At 60.7% G+C, this 22,513-nt stretch carries 17 protein-coding genes; all 17 read right to left on the minus strand.

Annotated features, from left to right (window positions below):
* The coding region (locus tag JMN22_RS12420; protein WP_236010336.1) for a M10 family metallopeptidase at positions 1-1,923 on the minus strand (1,923 nt) is incomplete at its 3' end.
* 245 nt (positions 1,924-2,168) lie between these two features.
* The gene (locus JMN22_RS12425) at positions 2,169-3,503 is read right to left on the minus strand and encodes a TolC family protein (RefSeq protein WP_198796926.1); all 1,335 of its coding nucleotides are present in this window, start codon (positions 3,501-3,503) and stop codon (positions 2,169-2,171) included.
* A 1-nt stretch (position 3,504) separates the two neighbouring features.
* Positions 3,505-4,836, minus strand: a complete 1,332-nt coding sequence (locus JMN22_RS12430) for an HlyD family type I secretion periplasmic adaptor subunit (protein ID WP_198796927.1) — start codon at positions 4,834-4,836, stop codon at positions 3,505-3,507.
* Between the two features lie 7 nt (positions 4,837-4,843).
* Complete coding sequence (locus JMN22_RS12435; protein WP_030138686.1) at positions 4,844-6,559, minus strand: type I secretion system permease/ATPase; 1,716 nt, start codon at positions 6,557-6,559, stop codon at positions 4,844-4,846.
* A 163-nt stretch (positions 6,560-6,722) separates the two neighbouring features.
* Positions 6,723-7,841, minus strand: coding sequence for an OmpA family protein (locus JMN22_RS12440; RefSeq protein WP_198796928.1), 1,119 nt, complete (start codon positions 7,839-7,841; stop codon positions 6,723-6,725).
* Positions 7,838-8,305 carry a type VI secretion system baseplate subunit TssE gene (tssE, locus tag JMN22_RS12445; RefSeq protein ID WP_030138684.1) on the minus strand — a complete coding sequence of 156 codons (468 nt, stop codon included), beginning with the start codon at positions 8,303-8,305 and terminating at the stop codon, positions 7,838-7,840. The genes JMN22_RS12440 and tssE overlap by 4 nt, the downstream gene beginning before the upstream one ends.
* Before the next feature lie 3 nt (positions 8,306-8,308).
* Positions 8,309-8,845 carry a type VI secretion system lipoprotein TssJ gene (gene tssJ / locus JMN22_RS12450; RefSeq protein ID WP_030138683.1) on the minus strand — a complete coding sequence of 179 codons (537 nt, stop codon included), beginning with the start codon at positions 8,843-8,845 and terminating at the stop codon, positions 8,309-8,311.
* Positions 8,826-9,923: a type VI secretion system baseplate subunit TssG gene (gene tssG, locus JMN22_RS12455; RefSeq protein ID WP_030138682.1), complete on the minus strand. Its 1,098-nt coding sequence runs from the start codon at positions 9,921-9,923 to the stop codon at positions 8,826-8,828. The genes tssJ and tssG overlap by 20 nt, the downstream gene beginning before the upstream one ends.
* On the minus strand, positions 9,887-11,659 hold the full coding sequence (gene tssF, locus JMN22_RS12460) for a type VI secretion system baseplate subunit TssF (RefSeq protein WP_198796929.1): 1,773 nt from the start codon (positions 11,657-11,659) through the stop codon (positions 9,887-9,889). Before tssF ends, tssG begins: the two co-directional genes overlap by 37 nt.
* A 22-nt stretch (positions 11,660-11,681) precedes the next feature.
* Positions 11,682-13,268, minus strand: coding sequence for a type VI secretion system protein TssA (gene tssA, locus JMN22_RS12465; protein WP_198796930.1), 1,587 nt, complete (start codon positions 13,266-13,268; stop codon positions 11,682-11,684).
* Entirely contained in the window at positions 13,265-16,633 is a 3,369-nt protein-coding gene (locus JMN22_RS12470) for an ImcF-related family protein (protein WP_198796931.1), read from the minus strand. The genes tssA and JMN22_RS12470 overlap by 4 nt, the downstream gene beginning before the upstream one ends.
* A complete protein-coding gene (locus JMN22_RS12475; protein ID WP_206768533.1) occupies positions 16,630-17,790 on the minus strand; it encodes a hypothetical protein in 1,161 nt (386 codons plus the stop codon). The genes JMN22_RS12470 and JMN22_RS12475 overlap by 4 nt, the downstream gene beginning before the upstream one ends.
* Before the next feature lie 3 nt (positions 17,791-17,793).
* Positions 17,794-18,060 carry a PAAR domain-containing protein gene (locus JMN22_RS12480; protein ID WP_198796932.1) on the minus strand — a complete coding sequence of 89 codons (267 nt, stop codon included), beginning with the start codon at positions 18,058-18,060 and terminating at the stop codon, positions 17,794-17,796.
* 73 nt (positions 18,061-18,133) lie between these two features.
* A complete protein-coding gene (locus JMN22_RS12485; RefSeq protein ID WP_198796933.1) occupies positions 18,134-18,907 on the minus strand; it encodes a hypothetical protein in 774 nt (257 codons plus the stop codon).
* Positions 18,904-19,680 (minus strand): hypothetical protein, encoded by a 777-nt coding sequence (locus JMN22_RS12490; RefSeq protein ID WP_030142759.1) that lies wholly within the window; start codon positions 19,678-19,680, stop codon positions 18,904-18,906. The genes JMN22_RS12485 and JMN22_RS12490 overlap by 4 nt, the downstream gene beginning before the upstream one ends.
* A gap of 28 nt (positions 19,681-19,708) precedes the next feature.
* Positions 19,709-21,754, minus strand: coding sequence for a lipase family protein (locus JMN22_RS12495; RefSeq protein ID WP_198796934.1), 2,046 nt, complete (start codon positions 21,752-21,754; stop codon positions 19,709-19,711).
* Between the two features lie 238 nt (positions 21,755-21,992).
* Positions 21,993-22,511 carry a hypothetical protein gene (locus JMN22_RS12500; RefSeq protein ID WP_198796935.1) on the minus strand — a complete coding sequence of 173 codons (519 nt, stop codon included), beginning with the start codon at positions 22,509-22,511 and terminating at the stop codon, positions 21,993-21,995.
* Between the last annotated feature and the right edge of the window lie 2 nt (positions 22,512-22,513).

Here is a 22,513-nt window from a genome sequence, read left to right on the forward strand (position 1 = left end):
CAGCGCCGCACCGCGCTCGATCACCGTGTCGCCGAGGTTGTCGACGTAATAGGTGTCGTTGCCGGCGCCGCCGTCCAGGCTATCCGCGCCGCCCAGGCCGTTGAGCACGTTGGCGGCGGCGTTGCCGATCAGCACGTTGTCCAGCGCGTTGCCGCTGCCGTTGATCGCGGCAACGCCGGTCAGCGTGAGGTTTTCCAGGTTGCTGCCCAGGGTCCAGCTCACCGAGGAACGCACGCTGTCGATTTCGCTGGCCGAGGTGCTGGTTTCGCTGATCACATCCTTGAGGTTGTCGACCACGTAGGTGTCGTTGCCCGTGCCACCAATGAGGGTGTCGATGCCGGCGCCGCCGTCGAGGGTATCCGCACCGTCCATGCCGTTGAGCACGTTCGCTGCGGCGTTGCCGATCAGGCTGTTATTTGATGCGTTGCCGGTGAGGTTGAGCGCGGCGATACCGAGCAACACTGCATTCTCGACGTTGGCGGACAAGGTATGGCTGACCGCTGTCCGGACCAGGTCGATGCCTTCATCCGCAAGCTCTACGACGCTGTCGCCCGCGTTGTCGAGGGTATACGTGTCGTTACCCGCGCCACCGACCAGGGTATCGCGCCCGGCGAGGCCGTCCAGTAGGTTGTTGCCAGCGTTGCCGGTTAGCACGTTGTTCAACGCGTTACCGCTGCCGTTGAGGTTGGCGGTGCCGGTGAGCGTGAGGTTTTCCAGGTTGGCGCCCAGGCTCCAGGTCAAGGAGGCGCGCACCGTATCGATTTCGCTGGCCAGGGTGCTGGTTTCGCTGATCACGTCCTTGAGGTTGTCGACCACGTAGGTGTCGTTGCCGGTGCCGCCGACCAGCGTGTCGATGCCAGCGCCGCCGTCCAGGACGTTGGCGCCAAGCGTTCCGGTGATGCGGTTGTTCAGTGCGTTGCCGGTGCCGTTGATGTTGCCGAAGCCAGTCAGGATCAACGTCTCGATATTGGCACTCAGGACGTAACTGCTGGAAGCCTGGACAGTGTCGACTCCGCTGTTCAGCGCACTGGTTTCTTGGATGACGTCATTGATATTGTCGACGACATAAGTGTCGTTGCCTGACCCACCGATCATGACGTCTGCGCCAGCGCGACCGTTCAGTACGTTGTCCAACGCGTTGCCGATAAGCGTATCGTCGTTGGCCGAGCCAATCGCGTTTTCGATCTTGGTACCGTAGGCAATCGCCAGCCCTTCGTTGAAGTCAGTCTGGGTAGTGAGATTCTGGAAAGTCGCGCCGATCTTGCTGAACTGGCCTTCATTGAGGTTGATACGCACAGCTTGCGCCTGGTTGCTCGCATCGATGGTGTCAACACCGCCGGCGTCCCAGATAGTCTCGAAAACCGATTGATCGGCCGCCCAGCTATAGCTGTTGTTGCCGACCTGCCACTGCTTGTTCGCGCCATACAGGCTTTGGATGGCAGCGATGTCCAGCAACATCGGTGTGGTGGGCTCATACGAATAGTTGTTGTTGTAGCTCATGATCGTGTAACGGACGTCATCGAACTGAGAGGACAACACGGTGCTGTTCGTAGCACTTGGCGAGAACGGGTGCTTGAGACCCAGCGCGTGGCCGATCTCATGCATGAACGTCATGTAGTCGTATGTGCCCTTGACGGGAGCCGGGTCGTTGGTGACCGGCCCGATCCAGACATCGCCACCGCTTGGGGCGTTGGCAGGATAGTAACCCCAGGCGGCGAAGCTATCGGGCATGTCCCCGTAGCCGCCAAATCGCAAGTCCCCGACGTTGGAGATTGTGTCGTTGACCTTGGTGAACTTGATATTAGAGACGGCGCTCCAGCTGCCGAGCGCGCTGGTAATGCTGCTTTGCTGGGCAGAAGTGAGGGTGTAACTGGCCAGATATTCGTCGTAGTCGCTGTAATCCCTGGCGAAATACGAATTCATCGTTAAGAAGCTGTAGGTTAACGACGTGCCCGTCGTCGCACTTCCGGTCCAGTAAGTGCCAACCAACAAACTATTGACCTGCACGTTAGTGGTCAACTTTGCAGACGAAACGGAGGAGTAACCAAGGGGACTGGGCATACAAGCTTCCTATAAGCAATCTGCGGCCTTTCCCGGATGCGGCCGCTACAAGTGATTAATATTGCCCGAAAAATGGCGTCAATAATATTACTTAGCCATCATTTTTTTTACCGCATATCCGAATCAGGGGTAACCAACCATTCGTTGGTCTTGCGTATATCGCCCTCCCCCAACCGGCCGCTCCAGCGATGCAGGACAAGCAGGCTGGTCACGAAGCGGTACTGCGACTGATAGAAATCACGCCGCGCGCGAAACTCCTCCTTGATGCTGTCCAGCACGTCTACGGCATTCTTGACGCCATAGGAGAAAGCCTTCTCCGTGGCGAGTCGTGACTTCTCGGCCGACTCCAGCGCGCGATGCATCGCCTTGATACGGCTTAGCTCGGCGGTCATGCCCAGATAAGCCGTGCGAGTCTCCTTGATGACTTGGCGCCGCAACGCCTCGAGTTCTTGCTGCGCGGCCTCCTTGTCGCTTTCGGAACTGGACACTCGGGCGCGGGTGGAACCGCCACTGTAGAGCGGCATCTGCAAGTCCAGGGACGCGACCAGATTGTCCGAACGAGGCGCCAGCGCACCTTCGTAGCCGATGTCGCTGCGTTGCGCCATCAGGTTCAGGCCCAGCTTGGGCAGATGGCCGGCCTTGGCTTCTCCGATGGCGGCTTCGGCGGCGCGAATGCTGTGTTCGCGAGCGTGCAGCGCCGGGTTGCTGTCCAGCGCCGTCTGCACCCAGTAATCCTGCGCTTGGGCCGGCAGACTGAACGCCGGACTCTCGGCGATGCGCTTGAACGGCTCGCGAACCTCGCGCCCCACCAATTCGGAAATGGCTTCGCGGCTGACCTCGACCTTGTTGACGGCTTCGATCTCGTCAGCCTTGAGCGCATCCACGCGCGCCTCCAGGTCCAGCGTGTCGGTCACCATTGCCATCTGCCGCGCATACAGGGCGTTGACGCGCTTGAGATTGCGCTCGGTCGCGCCCAGCTCGCTACGCACCAGGGCCAATTCGTCCTCGGCGGCAAGCACGGCGAAATACCGCTCGGACAGGTCAATGCTGGCCTGCACTCGCGTGTCATCGGACTCAAATTCGCTCTGGCGCGCCAGCTCCACGTAGCGCTGGTAACTGCGCCAGACCTGCGGGTCGTAGATGACCTGGTTGAGCATCACCGCCATGCGCTTGCCGTTGTACTGGATACGGCTCAGCTCATCGTCGCGCCGGCTGCGGTTGACGCTGCCGCTGGCATTGAGCTGCGGCAACAATTGACCGAAGGCCGCACGCTCGTTGCCTTCGCCACTGCGAGTCAAGGCCTGCGCCCGCAGGACACGCGGATCGGCGCCCTGCGCCTCTTGATGCAACTGCCAGAGATCGACATAGGTAGACACCTGCCCATTGTCCGCAAGGGCGCCAAACGACAGGGCGACCAACCACAGCGCGACCAGAGATTTCATATCAATCCTCGATCAACGAACGGGCAAATGCATTGCTGGCCGGCTGCATCAGGTATTCCAGCAACGTCCGCGACCCCGTATTGATCAACACCTCGACGGGCATTCCGGGCACCAGGGTAAGACCGCCCAATGCCTGTCTCCCCTTATCGGTCAAGACCACGCGTGCCAGGTAATACGGCGTTGCGGTGTCCTTGTTGACCAAGCGGTCGGCAGATACTTGTACCAGCTGGCCCTCGATGACCGACGTGGTACTGCTTTTGAACGCACTGAAGCGGATGCCAGCCAGCTTGCCCGGCGCGATGCGGTCAATGTCCATTGGCGAAACCTGGGCCTCGACGATCAGCTCCTCGTTGGCCGGGACAATGTCGAGCAGCGCCGTCCCGGGGCTGACCACCGCGCCCAGGGTATGCACGGTCAAGCCCATGACCTTTCCGGATTCCGGCGCGAGGATATCGGTGCGCTGATCGCGATCCTGCAGGGTGGCCAACCGCTCGCGCAGTTCGTAGACCTTGGTCCGGGCATCACCCAGCAAACCCGCGACTTCACTGGCAAAGGTCTTTTTCAGCTGCAAGATCTTCAACTGCGCTTCGTCGGCCTGGACCCTGGCCCGCGCGCTGGCAGACTGGCTTTCCGCAATTTCGGCCTGCAGCCGGGCCAGGCTGCGCTCCTGCTCGCGCAAACGCTGCTTGTCCACGTAGCCTTCGGACAACAACGCGCGTAAATCGACGATCTCTTCCTGATAGGAAGCCGCGAGCATTTGCTTGCTGGCGACGACGGCTCTATAGCCACGAATCTGTTCCTCGATTTGCCCGATGGACTTCTCCTGCAACGCGATTTCCCCGAGCAAGGAGGTCCGCCGGGTCTGGAAGATCCGTGCTTCGCTGTCGCGCGCCTCGCGCACCCGAGCATCAGCGAGGTCCAGGGCGGCAACGGGCAGCGGTTCGGACAAGCCATCACGCTCGGCCACCAGTCGGGCTTCAAGTTCGAGCGCTGCGATCAACTGGCTGCGCATCGCTTCCATTTCAGAGCGCGCCTGGGTGTTGTCGAGCACCAGCAGCACATCACCGACCTTCACCAGGTCGCCGTCATGCACGCGCAGCTCGCGCACGATGCCCCCTTCCAGGTGCTGCACGGTCTTGCGGTAGCTCTTGACGGTGACCACGCCCGGCGCCAGCGCCGCGCTGTCAAGCGGCGCCAGGGTGGCCCAGCCGCCAAACAGGCCGAATGTCACCAGCAACATGAGATAGCCAATGCGCCGTATCGGTTTGTCGTCAATGGAAAACCCGGTGACAGGGGCGGATGATGGCTTGATTTGTTGCATCGAATGGCTCATCCGCTTCCTACGATTCAATGGCGGCGGCCGGGTGCGCCGCGGGCGTGGCAGCCTGCAGTCGCGCCAGGACCTTGTCGCGCGGCCCGAACAGGCTCAGTTCGCCCTGATTGAGGACCAGCAGTTTGTCGACCTGCGCCAGCACGCCGGACCGATGAGTGATGACAAACACCGTGGCGCGGCTCTGCCTGAGTTTTTGCAGCGCCTCGGCGAGCATCTTTTCGCCCGCATCGTCCAGGTTGGAGTTCGGCTCATCGAGCAATACGAGGCGCGGTTCGCCGTACAGCGCGCGAGCCAGGCCGATGCGTTGGCGCTGGCCGCCGGACAGGCCACCGCCATTGGCCCCGATCAAGGTGTCGTAGCCATCGGGCAATTGCAGAACCAGTTCATGCACCCCGGCCATGCGCGCGGCAGCGACCACGGCTGGTGCGTCCACCGGACCGAAGCGTGAAATGTTCTGGCTGATGGTGCCTTCGAACAACTCGATGTCCTGCGGCAGATAACCGATGTAGGGGCCAAGTTCGTCCCGCCGCCATTGGCTGATGTCCGCACCGTCCAGGCGCACCGTACCCGCCAGGCTTGGCCAGATGCCGAGCAATGCCCTGGCCAGCGTCGACTTGCCCGCGCCACTCGGACCAATGATGCCCACCACGGAACCCGCCGGCACCTCGAACGTCAGGCTCCGGATAATCGGTTTGCGCTGGTTGGGCGCGCCAACCGAAAGGCCTTCCACCCGGATCGCGCCCTCGGGTGCCGGCAAGGACATGCGCTCAGGTTCGGCGGCGATCGTTGCCAGCAATTGGTGCAGCCTTGCATATTGCGATCGTGCGCCCAGAAAGCCTTTCCAGACACCAATCAATTGATCGATGGGCGCCAGGGCTCGCCCCAGCAGAATGGAGCCGGCGATCATCAGCCCAGACGAAATCTCGTGATTGATCGTCAGGTACGCACCCAAGCCCAGCACCAGCGACTGGACGACCTGGCGGAACGTCCTGGAGACGGTCGCGACCGTCGTGGCGCGGTCACTGGCGAGGCTCTGCAGGGAAAGAACGGTGTGGGTCTGCTCGCTCCAGCGCTGACGCAAGCTGGCAAGCATGCCCATGGATTCAACCACCTCGGCGTTGCGCAAGCTCTTGTTGGTGAAAGCGGTAGCCGCCATCTGCTCGCGGTTGGCCGCATGCAGCGGTGCCTGGGTGAGTTTTTCATTGACGTAGGCCAGCGTACCCAACAGCACCGCGCTCAACAGCCCCATCCAGCCGTACCAGGGATGGAACATGAACATGACGGCCAGGTAGATCGGAATCCAGGGCGTGTCGAAAAACGCAAAGAGGCCGTTGCCGGTCAGGAACTGGCGCAACGCGTTCAAATCGCTCAGGGGCTGGGCCGTGGCGTTCATGCCGCAGCTTGTCAGCGCCTGCTTGAAACTCGCGTCGAACAGGCGCTGGCCCAGCAACGTATCCAGGCGCGTGCTGATCCGCACCATGATCCGCGACCGAACCCACTCCAGTCCGCCCATCGTGGTCAACAGGAGCAACATGATCAGCGTCAACATCAACAAGGTAGACAGGCTGGCGCTGGCGACCGCACGGTCATAGACCTGCAGCATGTAGAACGAGGGAACCAGCATCAGCAGGTTGACGAAAAAACTGAAGAAGGCAACGGAAAGAAAGCTGCTTTTGCACGCGGCAAGGGCATCCTCCAACTCGGTCCTGGAGTGGGCTGGCATGGTTCATTCCCTGAGGTCCGATTAGGGTCAAACCTGGAAAAAATCAAAAGGGCACAGGCGCGCAAACGCCTGGAATATCTTTTCTTGGACACTACTGCAGTGCCCGCACAATCGGATCTACCGCGCTGTATCGGCACATCCTTGCGGTTCTTAAGGAGGAATTTCAAAGGAGCCTCTCTGGCCTGCGGTTTGCTGGAAGCTCACAAGCTCCTGCTTGCGGCACCAGGCTGATGTCGACACGTCGATTGGCGATTCGCCCGGCCTCGGTATCGTTTCCTGCGATGGGTTGATGGGCGGCAAAGCCCTGCACGGCAAAACAATCGGCGGGAATGCTGCCCACGCTCTGCATCCAGTCACGTACCGCAGACGCCCGGGCATGGGAGAGCCGGAGATTCTGCTCCGATGAACCTGTGGCATCGGTATGCCCGGCAATGATGATCAACCAGCCTGGCTGGGCCTTGATGTCGACCAGGGCCTTGACCAGGACAGAGGTCGAGCTGGGCTTGAGCTCCGCGCTGCCGGCGTCGAACAGCGACAGGCTGTCGAGCTGTACCGGATCGGGCCAGACGACATCCGCCTGCGTGCCTTGCCACCACCCGGCAACGCCAGCGGCGACGGTAAGCAGCAACACCGCGGTACACAGCCATGGCAATAACCGTCGTTTGCCGCTTGTCGCATCGGGCGGCGGCACGAGCACGATCGGCATCATCAGCGCCGGTTCCGCCACCCTGAGGGGGAGCAATGCCGTTTCGGTGCCGAAGTCGCTCCGTTCCCAGCGCTGGACAAGGTGACGGACCTGCAGCTGCAAGGCCTGCAGTGTGGCCAGCGGCACGGATATCTGACTCGCCAACCGAGCACTCAAGCCGGCCAGCGCACTGTCCAATTCAAGCAATGCCCGCAGGTCATTGGTCGTCAGCGTGAAGCTGCGCAGCAGCGTTTGCAGTTGGGCAAACAACCACCCGAGCATATCCAGGCGAACGGGGACCGACGCCGGCCAAAGACTGGACCATTGGCCACAGAGAGTCTTGAGCAATCTCATGCCTTCGACCATGCCATCCAAACCGTGACGCTGCCCCCGCGCCAGCGCATAAAAGCACACGGTCTGCAGTTCTGCCCCGTTCAACTGCAGTAGCACGAGGCACAACTGCTCCACTTTCTGCCAATCCACATCGGGACAGGCGCCATGGCCCAGCTTCGCCAACTCACCCCGCAGGGCAACGAACTCAGCATAACCGCGCGGATCGCCGCCGAGTCGAACATGCACCTCGAACAACGCGCTCATCGCCCGCCCCTTGGGTGATCCATTCCAGGCGTCGAAAAGTAGTTCTGCCGCGTCAGGTGGCGCACAAGGACTTTGCCCTCCGGCCCCACAGTGGACCCGAAACTCACCCGCCGCCCGCCTTTCAACTGCACATCCAGCGCACATTCCAGATGCCCCGGCAGCACCTGGGGCAGCAGCTCGATGGCGAGCTCCGCCAACCGTGGTTCGTATTTGAGCAAGGTGTCGGTCATGGTCTTCATCAAGGTATGCGCCGTTGCTGGCAACCCCTGCAGAACCGTGCCCATATCCGGCAGTCCGTAGTCCGGCAAATGACTGAGTGCGCCCGCCCGGCAATTGAGGATGCGTTGGAGGTTGTCCAGGACCGACAGCGTGTGCTGGTCCTGCTCGCTGACGCGATGCACATCCAGTTCTCCGTCGAAGTTTTGCAGCAACATTTCGTAGAGCGAGGGGTTGGGCTCGGTCATGGCTTATTCCTTCGCCAAGGGACGCAAGGTCAGTTGGTTGTCTCCCATCTCGATGAGCCGTGCCCGATCCGGGTCCAAGTCATCGCGTGTCAGCAGCAGGCGCCAGGTGTCGGGTTGAGCATCGGGATTGCGAAACAGGCCCACCAGCGCGACTACCCGCGCCTGTGGATTCATCGGCACGCTCAACTGCGTCCCTGCTCCGGGTTTCACCACCACGGCTCGCTTGTCCAGCAACGCGCCGTCGAGCAGCCCCTCGTCACCCCTCACCAGCCCCTCGTAAGTCGCCCGGTCCAGCGCTTTGCCATCGCGCAATTGGTACACGCGGACCAGGGTTGGCAACGACAGCGCATTCATGTCCGCAACGTCGGTGTTGAGCGCCGGGCGCGCGTTGAAGTCCAGATGCAGGGTCTTCACTTGCTTATGGAAAATCGTCTCGGCGGCGGATGCAGTGCCTTGCGTGACGGTCTGGGTCAATCCACACCCGCCCAGTGCGGTGACGATCACTGCCAATATCGATAGATTAAAAAGGGTACGAGACATGCTGTGTTTCCCTGTTCCGAGAATGGATCGAAAGGCCTTGATAACGGCCCAGATTGATCGTGAGGGTTTCGTGTTCTTTCGCCCGCCAGGTGTCTGTGCCCAAGCCCAGCACACCGGTCATGCCCAATCGAATCCGGGGATTGCCCAGGACCGGGGTCGGCAGGCTGCTCAGCGCGACCGTCAATTGCAGCGTCGCGCTGCAACGCCATCCCAGGTACACCCGCAGCAGTACCAGCAGGTCGCTGTGCAGCGTTCCGCCAGGCAACCAGCCGTTGGCCTCCTTCGCGTCATCGGTGCAAAGCATCAGGTGCAACTGGCTGTTGACGTCCCGCCCGACACTGCCCAGCGGCGTGCCTTCAGACAGTGTCACCAGACGGGACGGGCAAAGGCTGGCCGGATGCGCCAAAGGAATTTTCTGCGGCCAGTGCGGGCTGACTCGCGCCTGGGTCTTGCTCGCCAGCAGCTTGACCAATGCCTCGATGCCTTCGGCGTTGCGGGTCGGCAGGCGCATGACGCTGAGCAACGCAAGGAAACGCGAAATCGGCGTCGCGACCCGTCGCGAGCTTCCGGGAATGCCTAGCCCGATCAGGCCCAACAGGCATTGCGACGTCGCATCGGTGCCGCCTGCTGCGAACGTGGCCGGGTAGGAATACTTGCGCCAGATCCGGTAGAACTGGGTAAAGATCCGGTGATTGAAAATGTCGAGGAATGCTTCCAGCGCCTCATGCCCTTCCCGACGTTGGGCGATGTCATCGAGGAACGCCGTCGGCATTGGCGAGTCGACACCGTACAACCCCAGCACACGAGTGCGCACCGTCGCCGGACGCCCCGGATTCTCCGGATCGAGTTCGATCGCTTTCAGCTCGCCGGCCGGGAACCCCATGCCGGGATCGGGTCGAAAACGCACCGGGTCGTCCGCCGGACGCGCGGTGCTACCCAGCAGAGGATTTCCGGGCAGCGCTTGTTCCAGCAACTGGCAAAAACGGTACAGGCTGGCCTCGGCCACCCGCTCCTGCACTGTGCTCAGCAAACCGCCGGTGTTCAACCGGGAATACGCTGGCTGTGATTCTCGCTCCATCGCAGGCACGCTCCAGTAGGTTGAAGGACCAGCGTGAGCTGGGTGTAAAGATGGACGTCCGCGTAGAGCGCAAAGAAGCGGTTGAGCATTTCGCCGAACAGACTGATATCGCCCTCCCCCGCGAATCCGTTGGTGTCCAGGGTGATTTCGATATCCACCCCACGCAGCAGGAAGCCCTTTTCGAAGCGCTGGACCAGGTGATGACTTACCTCGACGATCGCCGCCAGCCGACGCCGGTTCAGCTCGCTGCCCGTCCAGTCGTACAACGCCAACGTCCCGCGCAACACCTCGGCGCTGTCGAGCATCGGCAGGAAATTCGAGCCCAGGTGGCTGAGGATGCGCCAATGAAAACGGTCGCGATTTGGCGGATAGCAGGGCAACGTCGGGGCACACAGGTTGCGCACCCGCAGGCCGAACTGGGTGAGCTGCACCGCCGTATCGAGCACCGTGCTCTGCAACGCTTTGCGCGGCAGTTGGCCGTGGGTGCCGGTCAGTCGCAGCGACAAGCGTTTATCGGGCCGCAGCAGCCGATCCTCGTCGAAACCTTCGCCACCGAGGATCAACCAGGTGTCGTGCAAGCCATTGGCGGCGCGCTTCAAGCGAGTATGGAAATAACGTTCCGGCGCTTCGTCACGCAGCATGCCGCCCTTGTGGCGAAAGCTGCTGAACGGCACGTAGTCCAGGCGCTGTTCTTCCTTTGAGGCGGTGACCTCGTCCACCGAATAGATTTCCAGATGGCCGTCCTGCAAGCGCATCGGACGCAGCAGGTAATCGGTTTGCAAGGGGTCCAGCTCCAGCGGATCGGCCTCCAGCACAAACAGATTGATCACCGGCACCGCGTGCAGGCGGATGTGTTCGGCGCTCAGGTCAAAAGCATGGGGCCAGGGTTCACGCAGTACCACTTCGAGGTCGAACCAGAGCGCGTTGGGTTCAATCGCCAACTGATCCAACCCGCAGAGCGTGACGAACATGAATTTTTCCCGGAACGTGAAATATTCCAGCAGCAACTGGTAACCACTGAAGGCGCTGTCACCCTTGGGCCATAGTCGATCCTCGTCGGCAAAGCCCTTGGCCGCGAAGTAACCATCCATAGGCGTGCGACCAGGCTGCCCCGCCACGCGCACGTACATAGCCTGCTGGTTCAAGGTCAGGGCTTGGTGCAGCGCGCTGGCCAGCGGTGCATCGGCATTCAAGTACAACGGCAGGCGACTCAGGTCGATCTCTGCCCAGGGAACGGATTCGCTGCGGGCAAAGCGCAAGCGCAGCAGCGAGCGACCATCCGGTTCGTGGTCACGCGCCACCGACGCCAACGCCAGCGGCTGCAACGTCACGTCTTGCGTGGTGGTATAGCGGCAGCATGTGCGCTGCGGCCCGATGGGTTGCGAGAGGATCTCGAACCCCCGGCCGATCCGTTCACTGCGTTTGATCTGGGCAAGATCGGGCACCAGCTCGATGATCGACAGCGACGGAATGGTCCGCAAATAATGCGGCCACAACAGGCTCACCAGGCCTTCGGTCAGCTCCGGCAGATCATCGTCGAGCTTTTCCCGCAGGCGCCCCATCAGGAACGCAAAGCCCTCGAACAGTCGCTCCACATAGGGGTCCTGCGCCCCCGGCTTGTCCAGGTTGAGAAGCGCCGCACGGTCCGGGAACGCCTCGGCGAATTCCTTGCCGGCCTCGCGCAGGTAGCGCATTTCGGCGTCGAAATAGCGCAGTGTCAGATTGTCCATGTTCATAAAGCATCCTGATCAATGAGGGTCAGCCGCACAGCACGGCGGCACGTACCGGATCGATGGCTACGAGCGCCGCCAGCAAGGTTTCCATGTGTCGAGCCAGGGCGGGTTTGTCGGTGTCATTGCGTTGGGCTTTGAGGCGCAGCAGCTTGAGCAGACGAGCCTTGACTTCGAAATACAGCTCGGGCTCCCACCCGCGCAGATCGTGGTGTTGAACGGCGGCGTCCAGCTCCCCCAGCAGGTGGATGGCCAGATCGGTCTTGCCGAACTGTTCGGCGACCCGCGCCATGAGCAGACGCAACAGCCAACGTTGCCGCCCGTCATGAATGTCCGGACGCGCCGCCAACCAGGCCAATGCGGGCTCGACCCCTTCCCTGTCGGCCTGCGCCAAGGCTTCGCCCTCCCACGACAAGATGTCGGCATCGCCGATGCCATGCGTCGACGATGGAGCCGGCAGCCATTGCCCAGGACCATTGCCGCTGATGTGTTGGGCGATCCATTCACGGGTGGCCTCATCGGCGAAGGGCGTGCCGTCACTCCAGCGCAGCAGCTCGATCCCCGGCAACCGCTCGAGGAACATGCCCAAGTCACGCTGAACGACGTCCGCCCAACCATCCTGTGGCGCGGGTTGTTTACTCAAGGCCTGGCACGCGTACCACTGCAAGTCCAACCAGAAATGGTTCACGCCCTCGGCATAGATCCGCTCCACTTGATCGAGCATCTGCCGCCAAGCTTGTTGCAGGTACAAACGCTTGAGCTGCGCCCGATAATCCGCCCTCGGCGGCGTCAACCGCGTATTGCCCTCGGCGTCCTCGGGCGGCGCCTGATGCACCGTGTCCCAGCGCAGGCTTTTCATCAGTCGATGGCCTGCCAGCCAGCCGTGGGGTTGATCGCGCAAATAACCGGCCAAGGCCCGGCCGTGGTCCAACAGATCCCGACCGGACTTGATCGCGGGAACGGTCGGCGTGCCTGCCTGGGCATTCGATTCCTGGCTGGCCGCATTCTGCGGAACCACCGCCTCCACGCCGCCGGATTGAGCCAGGCGGGCAGACAGCGCGGCATGCAGCGCGCCAAGGCAAGGACGTTGATCTTCCGGCCAAGCCTCCAGCCCCTGCTCAAGCCAGGCCAACGCCGCGGCCGTGCGCTCGGCCTCGGCCTTGACCACCTCCGGGTACAGCGACAGGGTGTCCAGTACCTTGGCGCCGGCCAGCCATTGCAGCGCCACCTTGCGACTGGTGGCGCGCGCCGGCAGTACGCTGTCGGCGAACCGCTCCACCAAAGCCGCCAGCAGGCACAGGCCGTCGGCCAGCCCCGCCTCACCGTCCCGATGCAAGCGCGCCCACACGTAATAGGTGACCACGCGCAGATCCTTGCAGGCCCGGGTCAGCAGCTTCTCAGCCAGTTGGGCCACTCGCTCGGCATCGGCACCGGACAACTTGTCGACCTCTTCGCGCATGCGCTGGAAGTCATCGTCATAGCCAGGGTCGTCGCCGACGGGTGACGCCTCGCTGATCGGTTGCAACCAGGGCTGCCAACGTGCGGCCTGTTCACGGGCAACGGCCACCGCGTCGCGCTCTCCGAGGCAACGGGTGATCAAGCTTTGCAGGCTCATTCGAAAACCTCTTTGCGCGCATGAGACGCCTCTGCCCCGCCATCAGCGAGGAATATCCGCCCCGGCAACTTGAACCCGCGCAACTTCAGCAGCGTCATCGGTCCGGCATCGAGTTCGGTGCGCAGGTGCCAGGTCAGGCCCAGGCCATCGGGGGCCTTGAGCACCATGCGGTAGCGGCTGTCGCCATCGTCCAGCGGCGTGAACTTGGCCTGTTCCAGCAAGCGGATCAGCCCCCAGGTGCCGGCGTAGTCGGCGAACAACCGCTCGCCGGTGTGGACGCTGGTCCAGGTCAGGCTGACCCCGGGATAGTCGCTGCGCCCCGGCCAGCCGAAGCGCTGCCAGCGTTCCTTCTGGTTGAAGTACTCGTGTTTTTCACCGTTGAGGATGAAGGTGGTCTGCACCACATCGCGCACGCCTTTGCCGCTCAGCTCAAAACTCAGGCCCAGGCCGCCGTCGGTGTAGAGCACGTCGGCCAAGTCGCCGAGTTGGTTGATTGCCGTCAGGAACTGCGGATTGACCCGCAAGCCACGGCCATGACGCGGATCGGCCACCCAGCGGTTGCCTTCCTTGCGCAGCACGCCGCTCAACTGGCTGTGCAGGAAGCGCTCGATGCGCCCCGTGTCGGCGCGGATCATCTGCCCCAGCATCGGCAGTGACGCATCGCTGGCCGTCGCGGCAAACGGATAGCGTCCGGCGAAGGCCGCGTTCCAGTGCTCGACGATCGAGCGCTGCCACTGGCTGTTGAGGCCCGCCGCCGACGGTTGCAGCACTCGCTGCCAGGCCTGATCCAGCGGCTGGACGAACAGCGTCTCGCCAACGCCGGCCCATTGCGCGCCGAGGCTGGCGGCCATCAATCGGCCGTAGGACTGGGTGTCGGTCAGGTCGATGCCGCGACCCTGGAACACCGTCTGCGCCAGCGCCTGGGTCATTTCCATGGGGTCGGTGGCGGTGCTGATCTGTTGCAGCTTCAGGCGCACGCGGGTCACTTGGGTGAGGTAGGCCTGCAGGCTCAGATGGTCGCTGGCGTTTCGGTCTTCGGCGCCCTTGCCCATCAGGGTCAACAACGGTCCGAAGGTGGCGTCCAGCGGTCCACCGGGCAATTCCACGAGTTGATCGATCACCGGCGCCTTGTCCGGCCCGATCAGCTTGTGCGCGGACTTCATCAGCGAGTCGCCCAAGGCCGGCGCGCGGCTGCCGGCCTGGCCTTGATAGGCCAGGGTATTGATCAACGCGATCAGCGGCGACTGACGCACGTCGCTCATCAGCGTCAGTTGCTCGATCACCCCCTCCAGGTTTTTCGGTTGGCGGGCGCGCAGGCTGTTGAGAAACCCGAGCCAGGCGCTGGCGTAGTCCTGGAAATAGCGTTCGGTCAGGCGCGCCTTCAGCTCGTCCGGCGTCAACCGGGGATCGACCTCGCCGGGTTTGTCGCTGAGCACCCAATCGATTTCCTCACGCCGCGCCTGGGCGATTTCGTCGATGGCCTGGCGCACCTGACCCTCCCAGGCCTGGCGCGTGAACACCCCCGGCACGCTGGCCTTGCTGGAAAACAGCCCGGCGGCCTCGGTGTCGCCGACCATCTGCGCCAGGCCCAGGGCCGAATAATGCTGGCCGACGTCATCCAGCACCTGTTGATACAGGCTGGCCTCGGCGTTGCGCTGGCCCAACTGATCGAGCAAGGCCTGGCGCACCTGCGCCACCAACCGAGGGTCGGCCTCGATGCGCCAGTCCGGGTGCGCGGCCAACTGCTCGGCGTAGAACTGCCAGAAGCCGGGCGCCAGCGTTCGCCAGAGCGCGGGGGCAACCTCTTCCCGGGTGGGTTCGACATGGGCGAGCGTCTTGACCAGAAGGTCTACCTCGGTTTTTTCCGGGCGCGCCATCATCAGGTACGCCTTGAGCTGATCGTAGGCAACCGCCGAGCGCTCGACGCGCTCGGCACTGCCCGGCGCCAACTTGACCAACGCCTCCAGTTGCTCGCGCAAGCGCGCCGCCGCCGGGTCGCGCACCAGGCGATTATTGGCCTCGACGTAACGCGGCCAGAGCATTTCAAGCAGGACGGGATTGCGGTTCAAGCCAAAGCGCAGATGCCATGGCGCACCGGCCACGGCACGGTGATCCAGGCGCGCCAGCACGTGGACCAGCTCGTTGAAGGCGAGCAATTGCTCATCGGCCCGCGACGACGCGTCCAGCCCCGCCAACACCGCTTGCACCTGAACGATCTGCGCCCGATTGCCAACAAAGGACAGCGCCATTCCCACGCCCCACACCACGGCCAACCCCAGGCACAACGCATAAACGACCCGCGGCGCCCCCCAGCCCAGCCGCGCGCCGACCGCCTTGTCGCGCTGCACGCCCTGCCACACCGGATCCGGCCACCAGAAATGCTCATCTTCAGCACTCCGGGTCTCGCGCAGCGGCTGGCTGAACCACAGTCCACGCAGCCTCACCCCTGGATTGAACCCACTCAACGACGGCGCCAGCGCCTGGCGCCAACGGGCAATGCCATCGGCGTGCAAATCCCGGGACAAGCGCAGGAGGAAATCGTGGTGCAGTTGCTTCTTGAACTTCATCTGCACGATGCCTTGGTGACGCAAAGGCTCGACCAACTCCTGCAGACAATCCTCCAGCGTCGCCGGCGTGACCTTGGCCGGCAGCAGACAACCCACCGGCTGACGCTCGCGACCTTCCTGGGACCAGGTGCTTTCGCACACCTGCCAGAGGTGCAACGGCACCTGCCGGCGCATCCGACGAGCCAGTCCCTGCAAATGGCGCATGCCCTTGGCTAGCGGCACTGCATCGGCGATCTGCTCGGGGGTCAATGCCCAGACGACCCCGTCCAAGGGGCGCCATCGGCGTAGGTTGAGCCACGGGTCGAGCACAGGATTTTCCAGACTCTCTTGGAGGCTGCCGCCCCACAGGAGCACGGTGCGTTGGCCTTCGAGCCATTTTTTATCCGCCAGATGCGGGGCGATGGCGGTGATCTCGGTGGGTTCGCCAACGATGAGCAGGAGGCGGACTTTGTGGCGCCAGAGGGGGCCATATTGGTGGCGGAGGTTTTCGCGGAGCTCCAAGTGTTCAGAACCTGATCGGCGTGGCAGCACCGAACTCGCATCCGCGTCAGGGCGTGCTTTTCCCGCCAGTTCGTGCTCACGGTGGAACTGCCGCTTGAGATAGATCAACAAAAGAGGTGCCAGATACCCCATCACAGCCATGGTCATGGTGAATAACAAAGCCAACAGCTTCTGGGCATCTTCCACCAAGCCCACCCGTTCGCCGTACGACCAAATAGCCCATCCCAAGAGTGCCGTCAGGGTGACGAGCCATACCGCCGCACCCGTGCGGCGCCATAAATTAGTGAAGGTTCTCATGCGATCTCTCCGGTCGTCACGGTGCTGATCCAATGCCCTGATTCATCTTCGGCCAAGAGCAACAAAGGACGTTGTTGATGCCTGGACATCTCCACGCCCAGCGCTGCCGTCAGCCAATGACTGAACGGCCCTGTCACCCCACACAGGCGCTCCTGAACCCACTGCTGCCCTACTTCGAGCGAAGCGTCCAGAGCACCGCCGGCGGCGAAGGCTTGGCCCATCAATGGTTGCCAGTCGGCGCTATCGGCCAACAAGCCGGTCGCTTGGCGAGCGTTGGTTTGGGTTTGCAGGAATATCGGTAATTCGTGGGGCAAGCGCTTGATATCCAGTGGCATGGGGCGCAACAAACCACCGATTACCGGCAGCTCCCACGCGAGCGCCGACTTATCCGGGCACAACAGCAAGGCAGCCAAGCCGTCCGAGTAAGCCGACTCGCCTTGTAGTTGCAGCACCAGGATCAACTCAACGGCGGTACTGCCTGTCCTCAGCGTCTCGTCGATCCACCGGTATGACAATTCAGCTGATACGGTGACCGACTCTGGCGGCGGCAACCCCATGTCGGTGGCCCAGATTTGATGCCACGTGTCGCGCAACACAGCGTATTCCTCGGGCTCGACATCGCTTAGCAGAGTGACCCGCAACGGTTGTCTTGCCGGCAAAACGCGTACGACCGGCTCCAGGGCCGACAACAGCAATAACAGTCCGGCGGGCGCGCGTTTTGGCTGCTGCGGGAGCTCGGTAACGCGCCGAGCCTGTCCCGTTCGAGGCGGCAGGTTGATTCCGTCTTGAACGACCACGCTGGCAGAGACGCGATCCGGCAACAGCACACAGCTGGCCTGCACCGCCAGATAGCGATGCGCCCAGTCCTGCCAAGCGTGCTGCGCATCTTGCGCCTCCGCTTGCAGGAACTGGTGATGACTCAGCGCGCCGCCGTAGGCATAGGCGCGAGCGCTGAACGCCAATGCCCAAGCCAGCAACGGCAAACCGGAAAATGCCCAGATGTTCATTGCCTGTAATACCGGCATGTGTCCGGCGGTATACAACAAAAACAGCAAAACAGACGCCAGCACTGCCGCGCCTGCCACCAATACCCAGCGACCCAGCACGATAGGCGCCGGGGCCTCCACCACTTCGGGTGCCTGACGATCCCAACCCATGGCTCAGCCCACCGCGCAATCGGAAGCGCTGGAAATCAACTGGCAACCGCACTCGCTGCGGCAACCGTTGACCACCATTTCGCGACCATTCTCGGACCATTCCCCGCAACCTTCGACGATGGGATTGACCCCATGCCCCGGTATCGGGCAGCGGACCTTATCGCCAACCAGCGCTACGGGTTTGCCTCTGATAATCATCGTGGAAGAAGCCGAGATGACTTCTCCGTTGTGAGTGGTTTTATCACCCAGCAAAACGAATCCCTGTGACATGTTCAGAACTCCTGTTCTTGAGGTTGGTTAATGACTGTTAGGTTTGCTTCAAGCAGAACGGGAACAAGTGACTTCATTCTTTATTCTCCGCTGCCAAGCGAATGGCTTGGAGCTTCTGGAACTTCGAGTCCAGACGACCGTCGGCCCAAACACTTCCATCGGGGAAGGTGAATGCAATGTAGTTGCCCTCTTTTTTTTCCTTGGGCTCAGTTGAATGCAGCATGAAGTCGGTGTGCAGGATGGGTTCGAAATATATTTTCTGAGCTTGCAGCGCCTGATATTTAAGATATAAATGCCCCTCACCTAACAGGCTAATGTGTTTTTTATATCCCCCCAGAAATGCCTCGCTCACCCATGGGTAATAATCTTTTTGTATCGTTAAGTCTCCATCTATTTTGAAGTCAGCTCCTCCTCGTGGGGAGTTGTTGTGGTCAAGGATCACCACAACTCCACCGCCTCCTCCAGGAATTACGTTTTCACCAAAGCGAGCGGGATCGGCATAAGCAACACCGAAGGTGACATTGGCCAGATGCCATTGGCATGCACCGCCCCCATCTTTGGGTAACTCGACTTGATAAATATCACTCTGCCCCTGGCGTTCGAATTCTTTATAAACGGAGTTATGGCCATCCCGTTCGGTACGTTGGCCGCTAGCGCCATAGCTGATGCGCTTACAAGTGGCCGAGCGATACATCACCCACATGGTTTCGGTTTTCAGCTCCTTGGGCAGTTTTACCGTTACCGTCACTTTTTCGCTGTCCGCCGGTGGCGCCAGGCTGTAGTCCTTGGCGCAGCCGCTGAGGCTCGTGAACGAAGTGATAAATATAACCGGGAGAACTGATCTCATTTTTTGTTCTCCGCGGCTAGGCGAATGGCTTGCAGCTTGCGGAAATCCGGAGTGGCGTGAGGGGCCTGCTGGATGCTGCCGTCGGGATAGGTAAACGTCGCATAGTTCCCCTTCTTTTTTTCTTTCGGACCTATTGATTTAGTTAGGAAATTGGAATGCAGGACAGGTTCAAAAAACACCTTGGTTGCTCGCGTAGCTTGGTAAGTCAGATAATAATTCTGGCTTTTACCCAACAAGCTAATATCCTTTTCATACGCACCAATAAATGATTCGCTGACCCAAGGGTAATAGTCTTCTTTGATTAACAGATCTCCATCAACTTTGAAATCCGCTCCTCCCCGTGGTGAGTTGTTTCTATCGAAGATCACAACAACTCCGCCGCCTGCTCCATAGGTTACGTTCTCACCAAAGCGAGTCGGATCAGTATAAGTAACTCCGAAAGTCACATTGCTCAAGCGCCATTGGCACGCGCCGCCACCGTCCATAGGCAGCTCGGCTCGATAGAGGTCACCCTGTCCTTGACGCACAGGCCATATATCAGTTCGCTGATAATCGTCACGTTGATAAGGCTTACCCATTGCCGTGTGGTCGGTGAAGGTACAGATGGTGGAACGGTAAATGACCTGCATGGGTCTCGCTGTCAGATCCTTAGGCACTTTCACGGTCACTGTTACTTTTTCACTGTCCGCAGGTGGTGCCAGGCTGTAGTCCTTGGCGCAACCGCTGAGACTGATGAGCATTGCCACTATGGCGATGGGTATTTTCTTGATCATGATCCACTCCTTGGTCGTGTCGACGGACTCAGCCCCAGGTTTTCGTAAAGTAGGTATTCGGGTTGGCCACGGCATCGAAGCGCTGTAACGCCTCGATACCGCCCTCAACCTCCCGTGTGGTGCCCAACGCCTGGGGCAGCAAACCCTGCAAACCCAGGAAGACCCGATTACGATCCCGCTCGTGTTCGTGGATGTGGCTGTAATGCTCGTGCATCTGCTGCTCGAAAAGTTGTCGCTCAAGCTGCTCCTTCATCAAGGGCTTCCGCTCGGGGTTGATCGACTCCAGCAGATGGTTATGCAGGTAGGGTTGATACTCGGACATGAAATGGTTGCCGAGGCCACTCAGTCGGCCCTTCTTGGGGTTGCCGTGGGGTGGGAAATATCGGGCCCGATCACCCGGTCGCAGCGTGCCGATCAGGCCTTCTTGCGCTTGCTTGGCCTGTTGGTCGTCCTCAGGACTCAGGCTGGGTACGAGGTAGAACTTGGCCTTTTGATGCAGGGGACGAGCGATGGTGGTGTAGTAAGGCGCGCCGAGCCCGTCCTTGTTGCGATAGGCCGGGTATTGCGAGCCACGTTCCTGCAGGTGTTGTTCGGCCCTGAAGAACATGGCGATTTCGCCGTGGTGACAAAAAGGATCGCCATGCTTGAACACCGCGCTGGCCGTTAGCTGAAGCAACGACCAGGTAAATCCCAGGGTGGTGCCCAACGGGCCGTACAGGTCGTACAGGTAATTATCCAGCGCCGCTTCGGGCGGTGCGCTGGGGATGGTGTCGGTGTCGTTGACATGCCGGAAGTGTTGCAACTCGTCTAGGTCCTGTACGGCCTTGAGGGTGAAGGTGCGCGGCATGCCGTAGGTGTACAACAGTGGGTTGCGCGCTTTCAGCGAGGTGGCATGAATCAGGCCGAGGGCGCCGCCAAGGCTATGGCCGCAAATAAATAGCTCTTTAAACTGAGCCTCCTTGGGGATTGTGCTGCCCAAATCCTCCGTAAAAATTCTTCTTGCGACTTCATAGGCATCGCGAAAGCCTAGATGCACGCTACCTTCCGGCGTCAGGTCCGCACAGGGCACCTTGGGTTCGCAGTTGGCAGCAATTTCCGGCTGGACCGGTCGAAAGGTCACGTCTGTCGCCAGGTCGGTAAAGGGGTAGGCCATCTCGGTGCCGCGCCAAGCCACCAGCACCTGGGTTGCACTGATGGCATAGAACAGTTGTGTATCTCCTTCCGGGGCGCGCGCCTGACGGGTGTCCAACGGTTTAGCCGTTGTATAGCGCTCATCAAAAGGCACATCACTGACCAGACAAGGCCAATTCTGGCCCTCGTCCCATATCCTCGGCGTACGTGACAGGTCCACGCATTGCTGGTCGAAAAATTCCTTGACGGAACCTCGGTCCTGCTCCGGCCATGTGCTGTACGACAAGATGCTCATCAGCCCCAGGTTGTAGGCGTTGGCAAGGCTGTAATGGGGCTGGTGATGCAGCACCAGCGACCAGGCCCGGAGCGGACAGATCTCCAGCACATGACGGCGGTCCAGTTGCTCATCGTCGATCGTAAAACCACTGAACGTCCGGTCCGGAAAATGAAAGGCCGGCGGTTGACTGGCGTCGGTCAATGGCGGGGACAGATCGGGGAGCCGATCGCACAGCTGGCCGATTCGCAGGTAGTGGTAGCCATGCCCGGCTTCAATGGCCTGTCGTTCGATTGGAGAAAAGCCCGAACGCTGCGGGCTGTACAGCGGGGTACGGTCGCCAATTATAGGCCTGTGTGGCTCAGGCCGTTCGGCGCGCAAACGACGGGCTTGCAATTGCCCGGCCAGCGAATTCGCCTCCAGCAACAAGGTGATGGCCAATGGGTGCAAGCCGTCAATACGGATCACCCCGTCGGCATCGCTGATGCCAGCGTATTCGGGAACATAGGCCGTACGCGTGGCCTCGTTCTGCGCACGGAAGGGCATATTCGCCAAGGGGTCACCTTGCTCGTCCAGCAACTGGAATTCGATCCAATGCTGTTTCTGTTTGCCCACGGTAATGACTTTGAATGGATTAAGCGTATCCGTACGGTGCCGGGTGTCATTCATATCGATCGATCCTTAATAATTAATGTGTCCTTACGTAGCGAATGGGTCTCCGCCCAACGCAGATAAACCATGCCGCTATTCGCAAACAAGCCAGCCAAAGCAGTTCATTTGCTCACAAAAATAAAGTCATCCCTGTAAAAATGAACGGAGCCAATTTTCAATACCTTTAGCGAGCGCGAATACTGATAAATCTTATTGAAGACCACTGAGTCATCGACACTCCGCAAATTGGCAAAGGTTATTTATCATTAGCGCCCTGAGTAGCGTGGCGAGGTGGAACCAGCTCGCCATACTCAACGGTTCGATCGTACTGAAGATATTCCAGGGTTCCATCCGCGGCCCTACCGATGAAAAAAATAACTGCATACGTATCTCTTGGACGGTAAGCGTCACTCAATCGAAAGATATAGACCCTATTAATCTCAAGTTTCAAAGGTCTAGCTTTTACTTTTAGATCGTCATTCTCATAGCCGTCTGGAACCGTACCAAAAACAACGCAGTCGCCGGGATGCAGTACTGTCGGCTGAGCACCCTCTCTTAGTGCGATCCCCCAGGATGCGGGATTTCTGACGCCCCCCTCGGATAGGGATACCCATCCCAACCTGAATACTGGACTTTCCTTGTTTGGCAAACAGATGGCCGGCTTGTTGTCAATCGTAGCAATATCGGCATTAGCCTTGCGCCCAAATGATGTCGCGTTAGCCGAAGCACCAAGCGCCAGAGAAACACCAAACAGATAAAATACTGCGCACTTCATAT

It is taken from the genome of Pseudomonas sp. HB05 (assembly GCF_016756915.1).
Taxonomy (GTDB): domain Bacteria; phylum Pseudomonadota; class Gammaproteobacteria; order Pseudomonadales; family Pseudomonadaceae; genus Aquipseudomonas; species Aquipseudomonas alvandae.